Here is a 17,849-nt window from a genome sequence, read left to right on the forward strand (position 1 = left end):
AAAATAATCCCTGCCTACTTTTCACGGATATTCCTTTCTAAATCCAAGGCTTCGCAGGAATTGACAGAGGACGTAATCTAGCTTTTCTACTTCACACTACACGATTTCATTATAACAAATTGTTTTACTGCAACTTACGAGAGTGCAATATGCAATCAGACTCTACACGAACACTATACCACATTACACTCGGGGCCGCTTAGTGAGAAGAAAAAACGAAAACTCGGCTGTTTCATTGCCGTAACCAGGCACAAATCGTTAGGACGCCTTTTTGAGAAAGATTCGATTGATAAAAGCCGATAGATTCACATATACAAAGAAATGTAACATGCAAAATAATGCCCCAAAAATTTGGTGTTATCAAAGAAAAAACGTATTTTTGCGGCAATTAAAACAAGTAAATATGACGAATCATGATTTTTGGATGTCCATCAGCGACATAATCAATGAAGGATTTACATCTGAAGGTCTAGCAAAATTAGATGATTATGCAGAACAATTCAGTACTGAAAAGATCTTATATAAACGATTTTCACCGTCAGAACAGTATGGGTGCTGTGAAGGAGGTAGAATCCATGTTATTGCATCCTTACTCGCGGGAGCAGAAGTTGGCACAGATCAACTCTCTGCGCCAGAACAACAGAATCAAAAAGTAAGCTGAAAAGCAGTATGAAAAACACGCAACATACTGCTTTTCTCTATCCTTAGTTTATTTTAATATTTATCTTTTCGTAAATGTAAGTTCGGTATCTCCCTCATCCATAAGGTAAACAGTACAAATCATCGTATTATCTTTGATAGAAGTAATCTTAAAGCGCTTGCAAGTTTTCCAATCTGTTTCATCCCCAGAATAATAGTAATCCTTAATAATCAAAATGTTGGCATTCAATTCATATTTAGTAATTCCTGAATACGATTTCCAAGTCCCTGCATCATAATCATACCAAATGCAACCACCATTAGCATTGAGAGAAAATCTAAATTTATCATCACTTTCAGGACTTTTATCTACAATGATATGGCTTTCATCCTCATCATCAGCCCAATACCACCCCTTAATATGCGTAAGTTCCCATGTACCAACGATGTTGGTCTTAATATCACCAGAAGCCGAAGTGTCGTCATCATCCGAAGATGAACAAGCGGTGAAAGACACCATTGAAAACAAGGCGAAAAGAATCGCCATTAAAGAAAAATGTAACTTTTTCATAAGTTGTGCCCGTTATGCCGATAGCTAAGCTTTTAATGTTATTAAATTAGTGAATCCGATAGATTATAATTGCGAAGCCATCGTTCTCTACATCACCTACGGATACAAAACACGTGGACGAAACTTGTCCACATTGCAGCCGTAGGAAAAGCTGAGGAAAACGACAAGTAACGCCCACGCTATAGCGGACGCTTACTATCTGTCGGTATTCCTGCTTTTTATTGAAGTTTCCTACGTTCCAATGTGCATGACCGAATAGCAAACGCTAATTTAACCATCAAAAAACAGAAGTCAAACTCTTGCGAGAAATCATTCTGATTGCAAAAGTACAAAAACTTTCTGAATAATCAGCATTTACCATTCATTTTTTTCGTCAACTTCTTCTTTTTTATCTTATTTCTCCTCAAAATAACTGCCCGCTTCCATCTTGCAATCCATCGCACGGCACTTGTTGTAGCGCTCTCTGGCTCTGTTTTCTCTGGCAAACATCGCCTTGGTACCAGCCTCATCTTCCGAAAACTGAAGGTGGTTGTCGATGCCCATACCATGAGCAATGTTCTCCACATCAAGATCATCGGTGCCGATGAAGGTAAAGGTCCAGTTCTGCTTCTTCAACTTCTCAATGAGGTTCTTGATCATCTTCAAATCATACTCCTCGCTGCAATTCTCCTCACCATCCGTAATGATGGTTACCAATACGCTGTCATCCTCGGTGGTCAGGGCGTTGACCTTGGCTATACCCATGCCTATGGCATCATAAAGAGGGGTACCGCCACATGGGTTGTAATCCCTTGAGGTCAAAGGGGTGGCATGGCGGGCAGACACATTATCGTAGAACAGCTTCTTGTGGGTGCTGTCGAAGGTGATGAGCGTTACACGCTGCTCCATGTCGCTATGCGTCTTCTGCATTTTCTGAATCGTGGTCAGGGTCTCGTTGATGCCCACCAGTGCCTGGCGCTCGATAATGCTCATGCTGCCACTCTCATCCACTACTAAAAGATTGAATACTCGTTTCATAACTTGTTTCTCCTATTTATTTTAATTGTTCAACATAATTTTATAAGCAAGAAGAACTATTCCCTGCTTCTATTTATCCCTTTAAAGAAAGAATAGAGGGAAAAATTAAGAAAAGGTACATAAAAAATTTGCTTGTATCGTTATTTTTTGTAATTTTGCAGAAAATAAGGAACAAGCGTATGAATAATATGAAATATCCGATAGGCATACAGAGCTTTGAGAAAATCATCACAGAAGGATATCTTTATATAGATAAGACTCAGATGATTTATGATATGGTAGAAAATGGCAAGATTTACTTTCTGAGTCGTCCCAGACGATTTGGGAAGTCACTTCTCGTATCTACACTGGAATGCTATTTTCAAGGCAGAAAAGAACTGTTCAAGGGCCTAGCCATTGATAATCTGGAAACCGACTGGAAGCAATATGCGGTATTCCACCTTGACTTCAACGGCAAGGATTTCACACAAGCAGGTCAGCTGGAGAAGACGCTGATTGATTTCGTTGAATCGCAGGAAGCCATCTACGGCAAGGCCCCCTTTGCTTCCACCCTCGGCGACAGATTCATTGGCGTACTGAGAAATGCCCACGAAAAAACAGGACTTCGCGCCGTTGTCCTTATTGATGAATACGACAAGCCTCTGCTAGACGTATTGGATTCTACACTGAAGACAACCGATGCAGATGGCAACGAGCGGCTGTTGGAAGATAGGCATCGGGAAATTCTTAAAGGCTTCTACAGTGTATTCAAGGCTGCCGATAAAGACCTGCAATTCGTTCTGCTTACGGGAGTTACCAAGTTTTCGCAAGTAAGCGTATTCAGCGGTTTCAACCAACCCGAAGATATCAGCCTTTCTGCCCACTTCGATACGCTTCTCGGCATCACTGAAGACGAGTTGCGCTCTACCTTTTCACAACAAATCGCAGAAATGGCTGAGGAATATGATGTTTCAAAGGAAGAAATACTGATAAAACTGAAACGCCAGTTTGACGGTTACCATTTCAGTCGCAGGATGCGAGGCGTATATAATCCTTTCAGCATCTTGCGTGCCTTCAAGGAAATGCTCATCGACGACTATTGGTTCCAAACGGGTTCACCCACCTATCTGGTTCGCCTGCTAGCTCATAGCGATGAAAACATCAACGAACTGGTGGGGAAATATTATCCCACCAAGGATTTCGACGACTATAAGGCAACCATAGAACGCCCTTTGCCGATGATATATCAAAGCGGATATCTGACCATCAAGGGATGGTCAAGGAATACCAATTCCTATCTGTTGGATTTTCCGAACGATGAAGTTAGAAGGGGATTCATCAGTTTGCTGGCAGCAGATTATCTGAAGCCAAAAGTTTCACCAGATTCCTGGGTTCTACAGGTAATCGAAGCATTGGGAAAGGGAGAATGCAAAAAGCTGCATCAGCTGATGGTTTCTTTCTTTGCCAGCATCCCTTATTCCCAGCGAAGAAAAGATGATGAACGTGAGAAGGAACGTTATTTTCAATATACATTCTATCTGGTATTGAGGATGATCAGCTCCTATACCATCTTCATCGAAAAAGAGCAGAGCGAAGGAAGAGTAGATTGCATCATAGAAACCCCTCTGTACATTTATATATTTGAGTTTAAGAGGGATGGAAACGCAAGAGAAGCGCTCCAGCAAATCGAAGATATGGGATACGCCCGGGAATATTTATCAGATAAGAGAAAGATATTCAAGATAGGATGCAGTTTCTCATCAAAAACAGGAACAATAGATGATTGGGGAGAGCGTTGAATCTCTCCCCCCGATAGCATTTTATACATATATTATATAAGGAGATGAAAGAAATATTGATAGTAAGCATCGGCAGCTTCTTTGGTGGCGGCATGAGATATTGGATTTCAAAGATGGTGCAATCCTGCACGGTGATAGCCTTTCCGTTCGGAACCATGGCGGTGAATGTGGCGGGATGCCTCATCATCGGGTTTCTCTCGGGATTGAACTGGAGGGAAGGGGGATGGATGTCGCCATCTGCCAAACTGCTGCTCACCACGGGGTTCTGCGGAGGATTCACCACCTTCTCTACCTTCATGAACGAGGGGGCGGGATTGATGAAGGAGGAAAATTACCTCTATATGATGCTCTATCTCTTCGGAAGTTTGGCACTGGGACTTATCGCCGTACTCGCCGGACATTATCTGGCGAAGATTATCGCATAAAATACAAAAGATTATCGCATAAAATACAGAAGATAGGATTCCATCAGATGAAGAAATGATGAAAATTCTATCTTTTTTATTATTTTATATTTTCAAAATGCCTTAATTACGAAATTTATTCGTAAATTTGCAGAAAATAATCTGCACTCGACAATTTGAAAGCATGCTTTCATTGTACTCGTTTGCTTAATTTTTGCACCAATGAATACATTAGATACAAACAATATAAAATGGAGCGAGAATGTTATCATCGCTGATGCCGACTATATCGACCGAGTGGCTTTCGACCTGACTGTCAACTTCGAGCGAATGATCAACCGACGCATCCAGCCAGCTGACATGGCACAATGGGCAGTGTGCATCGCCCTCGACGGAGGACTCAGAGAGGGGGAGCACGAAACGCAAGTGGTGCTTATCCACGATAAGAAATCCATTGCAATGAAGAACTTCCGCCCTTCTAACTATGAAACGGACCTCAACGCCAAGGCTTTCAAGGAAGCAGGTCTCGGAGAATTCATCTTCTCGTCTTATCCTACAGAGGAGAAGATGGTGGGAAAGGACGAATTCCTCGTAGAAGTGGCACGCACCGTATGCAACGCCAAGGAGGTGAAAAGGGTGATGGTGATTCCGAACTCGGAAGATGGAGACGCCTACGACCAGCTGAGAGATATGCTTCGCAAGGTAGATGACGATGACAAGCGCATCACCCTCTTCGCCATGCAACCCATGCCGGGAGGAAACTTCCGTCAGGAGATTCTGGGTTACTCGCTGATGAACGCCCTCGGAATCTCGGCAAAGGAGATAAAATAAACATTAAAATAATAAACATAATAATAAAAAATAAGATTATAAATGAGTAGAGTACTTATGATTGGCGCTGGTGGCGTGGCTACCGTGGCTGCCTTCAAGATCGTCCAGAACCAGGACGTTTTCACCAAGTTTATGATTGCTAGCCGTCGCAAGGAAAAGTGCGATAAGCTGGTTAAGGATATCCATGCCAAAGGCTATAAGATGGATATTCAGACAGCTGAGGTGGATGCCGACGACGTTGAGCAGTTGAAGGCTCTCTTCAATAGCTATAAGCCTGAGCTTGTCATCAACCTCGCTTTGCCTTACCAGGACCTCACCATCATGGATGCCTGTCTGGCTTGCGGATGCAACTATATGGATACCGCTAACTATGAGCCTAAGGACGAGGCTCACTTCGAGTACTCTTGGCAGTGGGCTTACAAGGATAAGTTCGAACAGGCAGGTCTGTGCGCTATCCTCGGTTGCGGTTTCGACCCAGGTGTATCCGGCATCTTCACCGCATACGCTGCCAAGCATCACTTCGATGAGATCGAGGTGCTCGATATCGTGGATTGCAACGCCGGAAACCATCACAAGGCTTTCGCTACCAACTTCAACCCTGAAATCAATATCCGCGAGATTACCCAGAAGGGACTCTGGTATAAGGATGGCGAATGGATTGAAACCGACCCTCTCTCTATCCACAAGCCACTCACCTACCCTAACATCGGCCCTCGCGAGAGCTATCTGATGCACCACGAGGAGTTGGAGAGCCTGGTGAAGAACTACCCTACCATCAAGGAGGCACGCTTCTGGATGACCTTCGGTCAGCAGTATCTCACCTACCTCGACTGCATCCAGAATCTCGGCATGAGCCGCATCGACGAAATCGAGTACGAGGCTCCATTGGCAGATGGTTCCGGCAAGACAGCCAAGGTGAAGATTGTTCCTCTGCAGTTCCTCAAGGCCGTATTGCCTAACCCACAGGACCTCGGCGAGAACTATGATGGCGAAACATCCATCGGTTGCCGCATCCGTGGTAAGAAGGATGGCAAGGAGCGCACCTACTACGTATATAACAACTGCAAGCACCAGGAGGCTTACAACGAGACAGGCATGCAGGGCGTCAGCTACACCACTGGTGTGCCAGCCATGATTGGTGCCATGATGTTCCTCAAGGGCATCTGGAAGAAGCCAGGCGTTTGGAACGTAGAAGAGTTTGATCCAGACCCATTCATGGAGCAGCTCAACAAGCAGGGATTGCCATGGCACGAGGTGTTTGATGGTGACTTGGAAATTGATTAATTTTAAACTTTTAATTCATTTAAAATATGCAGGAAGGAAATTTGAATCCTAACGAGGGTAAGCTGAAGGCACTTCAGGCAGCCATGGCGAAGATTGAGAAAGACTTCGGCAAGGGATCCATCATGAAGCTCGGTGATGAACACATCGAGAACATCGAAGTGATTCCTACAGGCAGTATCGCCCTCGACAATGCACTCGGCGTAGGCGGCTATCCTAAGGGACGCATCATCGAGATTTATGGTCCTGAGTCTTCCGGTAAGACCACTCTGGCCATCCATGCCATTGCTGAGGCGCAGAAGGCGGGCGGTATCGCTGCCTTTATCGATGCCGAGCATGCATTCGACCGCTTCTATGCTGCCAAACTGGGCGTAGATGTGGATAACTTGTGGATTTCGCAGCCAGACAACGGCGAGCAGGCTTTGCAGATTGCTGACCAGCTGATCAGTTCTGCAGCCGTAGATATCGTGGTAATCGACTCTGTGGCTGCCCTTACTCCTAAGAAGGAGATTGAGGGCGACATGGGTGATAACGTGGTAGGTCTTCAGGCACGACTGATGAGCCAGGCTTTGCGCAAGCTCACCTCTACCATCAGCAAGACCAACACCACCTGTATCTTCATCAACCAGTTGCGCGAGAAGATTGGTGTGATGTTCGGCAATCCAGAGACCACTACCGGTGGTAACGCCCTGAAGTTCTACGCATCCGTGCGCCTGGATATCCGCAAGGCCACGGCCATCAAGGATGGCGAAGAGGTGGTTGGTAACCTGGTGCGCGTAAAGGTGGTGAAGAACAAGGTGGCTCCTCCATTCCGCAAGGCGGAATTCGACATCATGTTTGGCGAGGGTATCAGCCGTGCCGGCGAGGTATTCGGCTTGGCAGTAGCCAACGGCATCATCGACAAGAGCGGAAGCTGGTATAGCTATGCCGGCTCTAAGTTGGGGCAGGGTGCCGATGCCTGCAAGGCATTGCTCAAGGATAACCCAGAGCTTCTCGATGAACTGGAGACTAAGGTTCGCGAGGCACTCGCAGCCAAGGATCAGAAGTAGATTCAGATTCTAAAGTAGAATCAGATAAGGATTACACCTTATTATATATAAAGGAATCAAGATACGAGGGAATGCGACATTTTATCGCCCTTCTGTCTTGATTCCTTTTGTTTTGTCAGTACTTATCTGCCACCTTGTCAGCTATGCCAATTTCAAAATCCCTTGGCACATGCTTTGTTATATTGGAAAGCGTGAACGCTGAGTTCAGGAAGTTCCCGAGAGATGCATATCTTCGGTAGACTTTCCCAGAAGCCAGCGATTCATGAGATAAATAACAATATTAATAACGAAAAAATAAAAAAAAGATATAATCATGGGAAAAGTAATTGGAATTGACTTGGGTACCACAAACAGTTGTGTTGCCGTTTTCGAAGGTAGCGAACCAGTTGTAATCGCTAACAGTGAAGGTAAGCGTACTACTCCATCAGTAGTAGGTTTCGTTAAGGATGGTGACCGCAAGGTGGGTGATCCTGCTAAGCGTCAGGCCATCACAAACCCTAAGAACACTGTATATTCTATCAAGCGTTTCATGGGTGAGACATATGCTCAGAGCCAGAAGGAAGCTGAGGCAATGCCTTACACAGTGGTAAACGAGGGTGGTTATCCACGTGTTGAAATCGAGGGTCGCAAATATACTCCACAGGAGATTTCTGCAATGGTTCTCCAGAAGATGAAGAAGACTGCAGAGGATTATCTCGGACAGGAGGTTACAGATGCAGTCATCACAGTTCCTGCTTACTTCTCTGACTCACAGCGTCAGGCTACTAAGGAGGCAGGTCAGATTGCAGGTTTGAACGTTCAGCGTATCGTAAATGAGCCTACAGCCGCAGCTTTGGCTTACGGTGTTGACAAGGCTAACAAGGATATGAAGATTGCCGTATTCGACCTAGGTGGTGGTACATTCGATATCTCTATCCTTGAGTTCGGTGGCGGCGTATTCGAGGTACTTTCTACCAATGGTGATACTCACCTGGGTGGTGATGACTTCGACCAGGTAATCATCAACTGGTTGGCTGATGGCTTCAAGGCTGAGGAAGGCGTAGATCTCCGCAAGGACCCTATGGCTATGCAGCGTTTGAAGGAGGCAGCTGAGAAAGCTAAGATTGAGTTGTCTAGCTCTACATCTACAGAAATCAACTTGCCATACATCACAGCCGTTGACGGTATGCCAAAGCACTTGGTTAAGACTTTGACTCGTGCACAGTTCGAGCAGTTGGCTCACAACCTGATTCAGGCTTGTCTTGTACCTTGCCAGAATGCCGTTCGTGACGCTAAGCTCTCTACATCAGATATCGACGAGGTTATCCTGGTTGGTGGTTCAAGCCGTATCCCAGCCGTTCAGACACTCGTTAAGAACTACTTCGGCAAGGAGCCTTCTAAGGGCGTTAACCCAGATGAGGTAGTAGCAGTAGGTGCAGCTATCCAGGGTGCCATTCTGAACAAGGAAGAGGGTGTTGGCGACATCGTATTGCTCGACGTTACTCCATTGACTCTTGGTATCGAGACCATGGGTGGTGTAATGACTAAGCTCATCGATGCTAACTCAACCATCCCTTGCAAGAAGAGCGAGGTATTCTCTACAGCAGCTGATAACCAGACAGAGGTTACCATCCACGTATTGCAGGGTGAGCGCCCAATGGCAGCTCAGAACAAGAGCATCGGTCAGTTCAACCTGACAGGTATCGCTCCAGCCCGTCGTGGTGTTCCTCAGATTGAGGTTACCTTCGATATCGATGCCAACGGTATCTTGAACGTATCAGCTAAGGATAAGGCTACCGGCAAGGAGCAGAGCATCCGCATCGAGGCTTCATCTGGCTTGAGCGAGGACGAGATCAACCGCATGAAGGCTGAGGCAGAGCAGAACGCTGCTGCTGATAAGGCTGAGCGCGAGAAGATTGACAAGATGAACCAGGCAGACAGCATGATCTTCTCCACCGAGAACTTCTTGAAGGATAACGGTGATAAGATTCCTGCAGACAAGAAGCCAGGCATCGAACAGGCTTTGCAGCAGTTGAAGGATGCTCACAAGGCAGGTGATGTTGCAGCCATCGATTCAGCTATCAACAACTTGAACACCGTCATGCAGGCTGCTTCTCAGCAGATGTACCAGGGTGGTCAGCAGGCAGGTCCTCAGGGTGCACAGGGCGGTCAGCAGGCACAGCAGGGTGCTAACGATGGCGCTCAGGACGTTCAGGACGCAGATTTCGAGGAGGTTAAGTAATCCTCTCGTCATAGAGAATATTAGATTAGCATAAAGATAAAAGGCGTGTAAGACTCTGAAAATGAGTTTTTCACGCCTTTTTTCGTGTCTTTATGATTTTTTATAAATTCTGTTATTGCCAATTTGCTAAAAAATATGTATATTTGCAGGTTATGTGAGGGCGGAAGCTTTACAAAAGAAAAGATATAATAAATAAAAGAAGAAAGGAAACGGGATATGGCAAAAAAAAGACCACAGGTGGCACTGGTATACGATTTCGACGGAACGCTGTCGCCAGGCAACATGCAGGAGTTCGGATTCATCCAGGCAACCGGAAAGACCAAGGAGGAATTCTGGGATAGAAACAGAAAACTGGCAGAGGGTAAGGATGCCAACGGCATCTTGACCTATATGTTTCTGATGCTCGAAGAAGCCAAGAAGAACAACATCTCGCTCACCCGCGAATCCTTTCAGAGCTTCGGCAAGAACGTGGAGCTCTTCCGTGGCGTGAAGCAATGGTTCTCGTTCATCAACGAATATGGTGCAAGCATCGGCCTCGACATCAGGCACTACATCAATTCTTCGGGATTGAAGGAGATGATAGAGGGAACCCCCATCGCTCAGGAATTCGAGAACATCTATGCCTGCTCGTTTCTCTATGACGATGACGGCATCGCCTACTGGCCAGCCGTGGCCGTGGATTACACCACCAAGACGCAGTTTCTCTTCAAGATCAACAAGGGCATCAGGCAGGTGAGCGACAACCGGAGGGTGAACCAGTTTATCCCCGACAGCAAGCGCCCTATCCCCTTTCCTAGAATGATTTACTTCGGAGATGGAGAAACCGACGTGCCTTGCATGAAGATGGTGAAGGAGCATGGCGGTCATGCCATCGCCGTATATAACACGCCCGAGAAGGAGGCGATGGCGTGCCAGCTGGTTAGGGAAGGCCGTGCCAACTTTATGTGTACAGCTAATTACAGCAGGGGCGGCGTGATGAACATCATCGTGAAGCGAATACTGGATAAAATCAAGGCGGATTTCGAATTCGACAGATTGATAGAGCTGAACCAGAAAAAGGCGTGGAAGTGATTTTAAACTGAAATAATAATATCAAATCATATTAATGGGAAGAAACAAATACTCAGCAGGAGAAATTAAGGAAATCGGAAAGTTGCTGCGCCTCAAGAACGCAGGCAACCGTTTGCAACAGAAATTGATACGCCACGACCTTCGCGTGGATTATGAATTCAACATCTCTGACTTCAATGAGCCGGGCAAGGCTTTCGGCGAGGAGGAACTGCAGGATGCCATCAAGCGTGGTGCCATCCAGATTCTCGACGATGCTACCATCGAGGCCATGAAGGCTAAGCGTGCAAGAGATAAGGCACGCGATGAGGCAGAGAAGCAGAAGGATGCCATCGCCAGCGGTGAGCAAACCGACTGGCAGGAGGCTATGAAGGAATGGAATGAATTTTATGAAAAGTAAAAAGGTAAAAAATATACTGATTATAAATTATTATGGCTAAAGTATTGATTAAGACTTCAGAGGGCGACATCAAAGTGCGCCTCTACGACGAGACTCCTCAGCATCGTGACAACTTCCTGAAGTTGGCAAAGGAGGGATATTTCGATGGCACACTCTTCCATCGTGTCATCAAGGATTTCATGATTCAGGGCGGCGACCCGGATAGCAAGGGTGCTCCTAAGGGCAAGATGCTGGGCACGGGCGGACCTGACTACACCATCCCTGCCGAGTTCGTTTATCCACAGCTCTTCCACAAGCGCGGTGCCCTGAGCGCTGCCCGCTTGGGAGATGAAGTGAACCCTGAGCGTGAGAGCAGCGGAAGCCAGTTCTATATCGTCTGGGGTAAGACCTACAAGCAGAACGAGCTGAAGCAGATGGAGAAGCAGATGGGCATGCAGATGGAGCAGAACATCTTCAACCAGCTTGCCAAGGAGCATCATGATGAGATTATGAACTTCCGCCGTAACCGCGACCGCGAGGGCTTGATGAAACTGCAGGATGAACTGGTGGATGAAACCAAGAAACTATGCAAGGAGCAGGGCTACCCTAAGTTTACCGAGGAGCAGCAGAAGGCTTATACCGAGGTGGGCGGCACCCCATTCCTCGACAACCAGTATACCGTGTTTGGCGAGGTGGAGGAAGGCCTTGATGTGGTAGAGAAGATTCAGAACTGCGAAACCATGCGTGGAGATAGACCTAAGGAGGATATAAGCATGCAGGTTTCTATTATAGAAGAATAAAAGGTATTTCTCGCAGGTTTCTATGAAATCTGCGAGAAATCTTTATTAAGTATCAGCAACTATTCATTCGTATTTATAAAATAAAGAATTTAAAATAAACAAATCAAAATGAAAAAGATTCATGGAAAAATGATGAAGGGCATCACGGTCAGAAGCCTGATGATGCTCCTGGCATTGGCAGGTTCTAACTACTGCCATGCTCAACAAGCCACCATCGTGGTGAACAACCCTACTTCCAACCCCCGCACGGAGCTTATCTCTCTGAGCATGAACGAGGTGAAGGCAAAACTGGGCAAGGCAGCTCCTAAAAAGGGCGAGGCCTACATCGTGAAGAATAAGCGCGGACAGCAGATCGGTTCGCAGATTACCCACGATGGCAATCTGCTCATCGATGCCAGCGTGCGCCCTCACGGTTCAGCCACCTACTACGTAACCATCGGCAAACCTTACCAGCAGAAGGTATGGGCTACCGGTGCTCTCTATAAGATAAGAAAGGATGATATCGCCTGGGAAAACGACAGATGCGCCTATCGTGTATATGGTCCTGCCCTGCAGCGCACCGGCGAACGCTCCTTCGGCACCGATGTATGGGTGAAGAATACCCCCGACACCGTGGTTTACGAGCGATACGTAAAGGATATGAACGGAAATATCAAGGGTGATAAGATTGATGCCAAGGTAAGAGCTCTGCAGAAGCAGGAGAAGGCTGAGAAGAACAAAGCAAAGGCTGCAGCCCTTGCCAAGCAAATCAAGTCTCTTCAGGCAGAATCAAAAGAGGTGGATATCCTCACTTCCTTCCATCTTGACCATGGCAACGGCCTCGACCCTTATCGCGTGGGTGCTACCCTGGGATTGGGTGCACCAAGCCTCATGGTAGGCAAGAACCAGGTATTGCCTTACTGCTATAAGGATTACAGGATTCTGGATAACGGTCCGCTCCGCTTTACCGTGGAATTGACTTACAATCCATCTACCGTGGGCGATATGAAGAACGTGGTGGAGCATCGCATCATCTCGCTCGACAAGGACAGCAACTTCAACAAGATGACCGTATGGTATGACGGCTTGACCACTCCTACCGATTTCGCCACCGGTTTCCCTATCCATGAGGAAGATACCGAGAGCAAGACCTTTGCCAAGGATTACGTAAGCTATGCCGACCCTACCGACAACATCGAGGTGAACAACTCGCAGGTTTTCGTGGGTGTACTCTTCCCTGAGGGCATCGACAACACTTACTACCAGCTCTTCGACAAGAAGCACGATGGTGCCACCGGTCATGCGCTCGGCTTGAAGCGCGGCTTAAAGAATGGAGAAAAGTACAGCTATTACTTCGGTGCAGCATGGAGCAAATATGATGTGAAGAGCTACGCCGAATGGCAGATTCGCATCAAGGAATACCTGGATGCGCTGAAAACTCCACTCGGGGTTGAAGTAAAATAGGAAGAGAAGATTATATCTGAAATATCGCCACCTTGATGACACCATCCTTTCGGTTCTCGAAAACATCGTATGCCTGCTCTATTTTTGAAAGCGGGAAACGATGAGTAATCAGAGGGGTGGTATCTATCTTTCCCTGAGCTATTAAGCTCAGAATTTCCTCGCAGTCACATCCATCAACACCTCCCGTCTTAAAAATAAGGTTCTTGCCATACATATCAGGAAGTGGAAGAATCTGCGGCTTGTCATACATGGCGACAATGGTGACGATGGCATTAGGACGGGCACACTTCCAGGCAAGCTGGAATGTATTCTGCCCACCTGCAACTTCCATCACCACATCGGCTCCTCCATGCCGGCTATGACGCAGGACAAAAGCTTCACAATCATCAGGTTCTACAACCATCACTTGCGGATAATGCTCCAGAATGAATTCCCTTCTGGCCTGTGACTTCTCGCAAACAATGATGGTACGTGGTTTCTTGAGCAGGGTACAGAGCAAACAACAGATACCCGTTGGTCCGGCACCAATGATCAGAACTGTATCCTCTTCGGTAATTTCAGAGATTCTCGTCGCCCAGAATCCAGTGGCAAGAATGTCACCTACGAAGAGAGCCTGTTCATCGCTCACCGAATCCGGAATTCTGTTCAGTCCCGTGGTAGCATACGGAACCCTCACGTATTCCGTCTGTCCGCCATCGATTCTGCATCCCAAAGCCCATCCGCCATGCGGAGAAGTACAGTTGTTCACGTAGCCATGCTTGCAATAGAAGCAATCTCCGCAGAAGGTTTCCACATTCACGGTCACCCTGTCACCCGGTTTAACGTGGGTAACCTGCTCCCCCACTTCCTCCACGACACCTACCATCTCATGTCCGACAGTAATTCCCGGTACGGCACGAGGAACAGAACCATGCTTGATATGAAGGTCGCTTGTGCAGATGCTACTCAGCGTTACTCGCACGATGGCATCATGCGAGTCTATCAACGTTGGCTTCTTCTTTTCCGTGAAGCCAAACTCTCCTTGCTTGATGTATGTAAATGCTTTCATGATTAAAAAGTAAATTCCAATTAACATTGCAAAGATACACATTATTAATGAAACTCAATAAATAAACAGCGAAAAACTTTCTTGAACTATCAACTTTGCAAGAAGATATGCCATTATGCCCCATTTGGCATGACAAGATTTGATGAAAATCAAGAAATCAAGCCTTTTCTGCATTTTCCGACTAAAAAATTGTGTGCGTACACAAAAAGGCATTACCTTTGCACTCGAAAAGATAAATAACGAATAATTAAAGTAAAGAAAGGATAACGATTATGATGGTATTAGGAATGACATTAGCAGTTGTAGCTGCTCTTTTTGCAGAGGTTGTAAATGTAAACAAGAAGATTAGCCTCGGCAAGTAAACAAGCTTTGAGAGGCATCTTAGGATGCTTCCAAATAAAGCTTCTGATAAGGTAAAGATTGGATAACAGATAAATATAGAGAAAGGATAAGATTATGATGGTATTAGGAATGATTTTAGCAATGATTGTTGCAGGATGCGCTGAATACGGTGCAAGAACCAACATGAAGAACTTCGCTTAACAAGCGAGGCTTTCTGAAAATTTGAGAGAATTGAAATAAGAAGTTTCCATATATATTATACAGAAATGGCAACTGTAAGCATTGTGAAAATGCTTGCAGCTGCCTTTTTTTGCTGTTTAATCAATCAGCGTTTCACTTTATTTTTTCTGGAATACTCTCACGTAATCTACCTCCATCTGAACAGGGAGGGCGCTTTCGTCAACACCCTTCATACCGCCCCAATCACCGCCCCAAGCCAGGTTGAGGATAACATAGAATGGTTTATTGAAAGGCCATGAACTCACATCATTTTTACCGTCATTGTTGAATTTGAGCAGTTCCTTACCATCCACATAGGTCTTGATATAATCAGGAGTCCACTCCAGGCGATAAACGTGGAAACCGTCTTCAGCACCCGCAGTCAGACGCTCCTTGGTAATCTGGGTTCCCATCACGTGATTAAACTTCTCAGTATGGAGCGACGAAGAAGTATAGTTAGGATTAACGCCTACCTCTTCCATAATATCAATCTCGCCACATTTAGGCCAAGGATTTGCTCCGAAATCATTGTTGCAAGGCATCATCCAGAAAGCAGGCCATGTGCCTTTACCTTTAGGCAATTTGATGCGCGCTTCGAAGATACCGTAAAGCCAGCCCAGACTTTCGTGGGCATATACACGACCCGAATAAATCTTGCCGTCGCTGCCCTTGAAACAGTTGATGTAAAGCCGGTTATCAGCAATTTCTGTTACGCGTTTGCCATCAGCAGAGCCATTCACATAGTTCTGAAGTTCATTATTCACCCAGCCCGACTTCTGCACCTCATGACGCCAATCGGTACTATTCAACTCTGAGCCTTCGTTAAACTCATCATTCCAGACCAGTTTGTAACCTTCCGGAATCACCATTTCGCCACCCTCAATAGGAGTAACAGTCTTGCCTGCCTGTGTCACGGAGATGCTCACCTGCTTGCTACCAAGTTTCACGTTGACGGCACCATTACGTGCTTCCTTGCTTGTATTTTCGTCAACGTTGACTGAAATCATGCCCGAAGCCTTGTTGGTATTCTTGGCACTCACCTTCACCCAATTACCACTGTTCTCATCTGCAGCAGCCGTCCATCCACCAGTAGATGCCACCACAGCCACGCTGTAAGAGCCACCATTGGCAGGAGCCTTGATGCTCGTCTGTGAACAAGAAATCTTCACATCACCACCTGAGTTGTCACCCGAGTCGTCCGAAGAACTACTGCTGCAAGAGAGCAAGCAGATAGACATCATGAGAGCAAAAATTTTTAATTTTCCTATCATATAGTGATTACTTCTTTACTTTTTCTAAATATATTTTACCAACAGAAATTTCAGTATTGGCAGCATTACCTCCGAAGTCGAATACCAAACTCAAAGCGTGGGCATCGTTCTTTGGTAAGACTACACCTTCCTTCTTGAAGACATAATCTTCGCCTGCTGTTAGTTTCACACGATCAGCGAAGAAGAAGTTATCGTCGTGCTTTTTGATAGTTTCTCCAGCCTCATCCTTTTCATCAGTCTCTGTCAACTTAACGGTTACACCAGGATGATCCTCACTAGAGTTGAGCACACAATAGAAATTGTAAGTATCACTCAAAGATGCTGTCAAATCTGTCTCGAAAGCCATCTGAGATTGCCACTGATCAGATGTTGCAGCAGGCAACTCTACAGTATAGAGTCCATCCTTATAAGTAAACTTAGGATTGTCAATCTGAGCCCAACCCGGAGCATAGAAAAATGATGCAGGCTCTATGCCCATGAATGGCTTCCATAAATTGTTTTCAGAATTATAATCCCAGTCAACTATAGCCCCTGGAGCATCAGGATCGTCTGGCTTGTCTTCTGTACTTGTAAGGATGAAATGCCAAGCTATAGCCCCAGGAACATCGAAAACCAATTCCAGTTTGGTGGCAGTGATACTCTCGATGCGATACTTACCATTATTATACTGCGAGTCGTCAGAAATATAAGGGAAGTAAGATTGTGCTCCCAAAACGATGTAGTTGGCCTGTACCTCTTCATTTGCACCTTCTGGTGTGTAGAAATCAGACTCTAAAGAGAATGATGTTTCATTTTTCTGCACATCAGTATCGAAGTCTTCAGCAGCACCTGTTCCCCAAATGGTTGTACCCTTGTTTACATACATTTTGCCATCTTCGCCTGGATTATAGCTATAACGACCTCCAGTCTCGCCACCCATAGTAAAGATGATTCGGTCGTCATAGACTCCGAAATCTTTCTTGTCGTTAGCTGCAGCCGACCACCATGCAGTACCGGCAGAACCTGAAGGACCACAACCTAGGTGTCCAGCAGCCTTACGGTCGATACGCCATACCTTAGGTTTTTCAGGTGTACCACAGAGTTTAGAAGTTACAGCACTCCAATCTACCTGTGACTTGGTGAAAGTAACAGTCTTGCTCACCTCATCAGAACTGAAACCATTTCGATTGCCAAGACGCAAAGAGATGGTATAGGTACCTGCGCCGACAAACTGCTTGCTCAATGTAGGCAATGTGGAATAAATTGACTGCTTCTCGCCCTTGGCATTATTCCAAGTGATATACCACAAAGGGTAAGCACCTTTCAGATCTTGTACGGAAGCTGTAACAGTATTCGTTTCCTCGTCCACCTGCCAATCTACATTCACTCCTTTCATGGTAGGAATTTGACTCTTGTCTGCTCCCGAAAACTCCTCGGCAGAACAAGCACCTAGCATGAGCACAGCCATGAGGGCGAGCGCCATATTTAAAAATATCTTTTTCATATTGT

The 17,849-nt window shown here is 45.9% G+C and carries 16 protein-coding genes; 11 read left to right on the top strand and 5 right to left on the bottom strand.

The window, feature by feature from the left end; translation table 11 throughout:
- Positions 1-328: 328 nt before the first annotated feature.
- Positions 329-661, top strand: coding sequence for a hypothetical protein (locus V8Z93_RS00470; protein WP_439432047.1), 333 nt, complete (start codon positions 329-331; stop codon positions 659-661).
- 60 nt (positions 662-721) lie between these two features.
- Here V8Z93_RS00470 and V8Z93_RS00475 read toward each other — a convergent pair whose 3' ends face one another.
- Both V8Z93_RS00475 and V8Z93_RS00480 read right to left on the bottom strand, forming a co-directional pair.
- Positions 722-1,210, bottom strand: coding sequence for a lipocalin family protein (locus tag V8Z93_RS00475; protein WP_217764935.1), 489 nt, complete (start codon positions 1,208-1,210; stop codon positions 722-724).
- Positions 1,211-1,603: 393 nt separating this feature from the next.
- Positions 1,604-2,227, bottom strand: coding sequence for a vWA domain-containing protein (locus V8Z93_RS00480; protein ID WP_203040741.1), 624 nt, complete (start codon positions 2,225-2,227; stop codon positions 1,604-1,606).
- Positions 2,228-2,415: 188 nt separating this feature from the next.
- On the opposite strand from V8Z93_RS00480, the gene V8Z93_RS00485 reads away from it, so the two are divergent.
- The 10 genes from V8Z93_RS00485 to V8Z93_RS00530 all read left to right on the top strand — a co-directional run bounded on the left by V8Z93_RS00485 (position 2,416) and on the right by V8Z93_RS00530 (position 13,481).
- The gene (locus V8Z93_RS00485) at positions 2,416-4,005 is read left to right on the top strand and encodes an ATP-binding protein (protein WP_218412071.1); all 1,590 of its coding nucleotides are present in this window, start codon (positions 2,416-2,418) and stop codon (positions 4,003-4,005) included.
- Between the two features lie 44 nt (positions 4,006-4,049).
- Positions 4,050-4,430, top strand: a complete 381-nt coding sequence (crcB, locus tag V8Z93_RS00490; protein WP_218412038.1) for a fluoride efflux transporter CrcB — start codon at positions 4,050-4,052, stop codon at positions 4,428-4,430.
- A gap of 201 nt (positions 4,431-4,631) precedes the next feature.
- Positions 4,632-5,240: a DUF6621 family protein gene (locus V8Z93_RS00495; RefSeq protein WP_203040742.1), complete on the top strand. Its 609-nt coding sequence runs from the start codon at positions 4,632-4,634 to the stop codon at positions 5,238-5,240.
- Between the two features lie 42 nt (positions 5,241-5,282).
- Positions 5,283-6,524: a saccharopine dehydrogenase family protein gene (locus tag V8Z93_RS00500; protein WP_439432048.1), complete on the top strand. Its 1,242-nt coding sequence runs from the start codon at positions 5,283-5,285 to the stop codon at positions 6,522-6,524.
- A gap of 26 nt (positions 6,525-6,550) precedes the next feature.
- Complete coding sequence (recA, locus tag V8Z93_RS00505; protein WP_203040743.1) at positions 6,551-7,570, top strand: recombinase RecA; 1,020 nt, start codon at positions 6,551-6,553, stop codon at positions 7,568-7,570.
- A gap of 313 nt (positions 7,571-7,883) precedes the next feature.
- A complete protein-coding gene (dnaK, locus tag V8Z93_RS00510) occupies positions 7,884-9,791 on the top strand; it encodes a molecular chaperone DnaK (protein ID WP_203040744.1) in 1,908 nt (635 codons plus the stop codon).
- A 216-nt stretch (positions 9,792-10,007) separates the two neighbouring features.
- On the top strand, positions 10,008-10,862 hold the full coding sequence (locus V8Z93_RS00515) for an HAD family hydrolase (RefSeq protein ID WP_203051027.1): 855 nt from the start codon (positions 10,008-10,010) through the stop codon (positions 10,860-10,862).
- A 34-nt stretch (positions 10,863-10,896) separates the two neighbouring features.
- On the top strand, positions 10,897-11,259 hold the full coding sequence (locus V8Z93_RS00520) for a hypothetical protein (protein WP_203051028.1): 363 nt from the start codon (positions 10,897-10,899) through the stop codon (positions 11,257-11,259).
- A gap of 32 nt (positions 11,260-11,291) precedes the next feature.
- Entirely contained in the window at positions 11,292-12,038 is a 747-nt protein-coding gene (locus tag V8Z93_RS00525; RefSeq protein ID WP_439432049.1) for a peptidylprolyl isomerase, read from the top strand.
- Positions 12,039-12,146: 108 nt separating this feature from the next.
- Positions 12,147-13,481, top strand: coding sequence for a DUF4861 domain-containing protein (locus V8Z93_RS00530; protein ID WP_439432050.1), 1,335 nt, complete (start codon positions 12,147-12,149; stop codon positions 13,479-13,481).
- A 10-nt stretch (positions 13,482-13,491) separates the two neighbouring features.
- On the opposite strand, the gene V8Z93_RS00535 is transcribed toward V8Z93_RS00530, so the two are convergent.
- The 3 genes from V8Z93_RS00535 to V8Z93_RS00545 all read right to left on the bottom strand — a co-directional run bounded on the left by V8Z93_RS00535 (position 13,492) and on the right by V8Z93_RS00545 (position 17,844).
- Positions 13,492-14,529, bottom strand: coding sequence for an alcohol dehydrogenase (locus V8Z93_RS00535; RefSeq protein ID WP_439432051.1), 1,038 nt, complete (start codon positions 14,527-14,529; stop codon positions 13,492-13,494).
- Positions 14,530-15,209: 680 nt separating this feature from the next.
- Positions 15,210-16,361, bottom strand: coding sequence for a family 16 glycosylhydrolase (locus tag V8Z93_RS00540; RefSeq protein WP_439432052.1), 1,152 nt, complete (start codon positions 16,359-16,361; stop codon positions 15,210-15,212).
- Positions 16,362-16,368: 7 nt separating this feature from the next.
- Entirely contained in the window at positions 16,369-17,844 is a 1,476-nt protein-coding gene (locus V8Z93_RS00545; RefSeq protein ID WP_203040748.1) for a hypothetical protein, read from the bottom strand.
- Between the last annotated feature and the right edge of the window lie 5 nt (positions 17,845-17,849).

It is taken from the genome of Segatella copri (assembly GCF_051861805.1).
Taxonomy (GTDB): domain Bacteria; phylum Bacteroidota; class Bacteroidia; order Bacteroidales; family Bacteroidaceae; genus Prevotella; species Prevotella copri_M.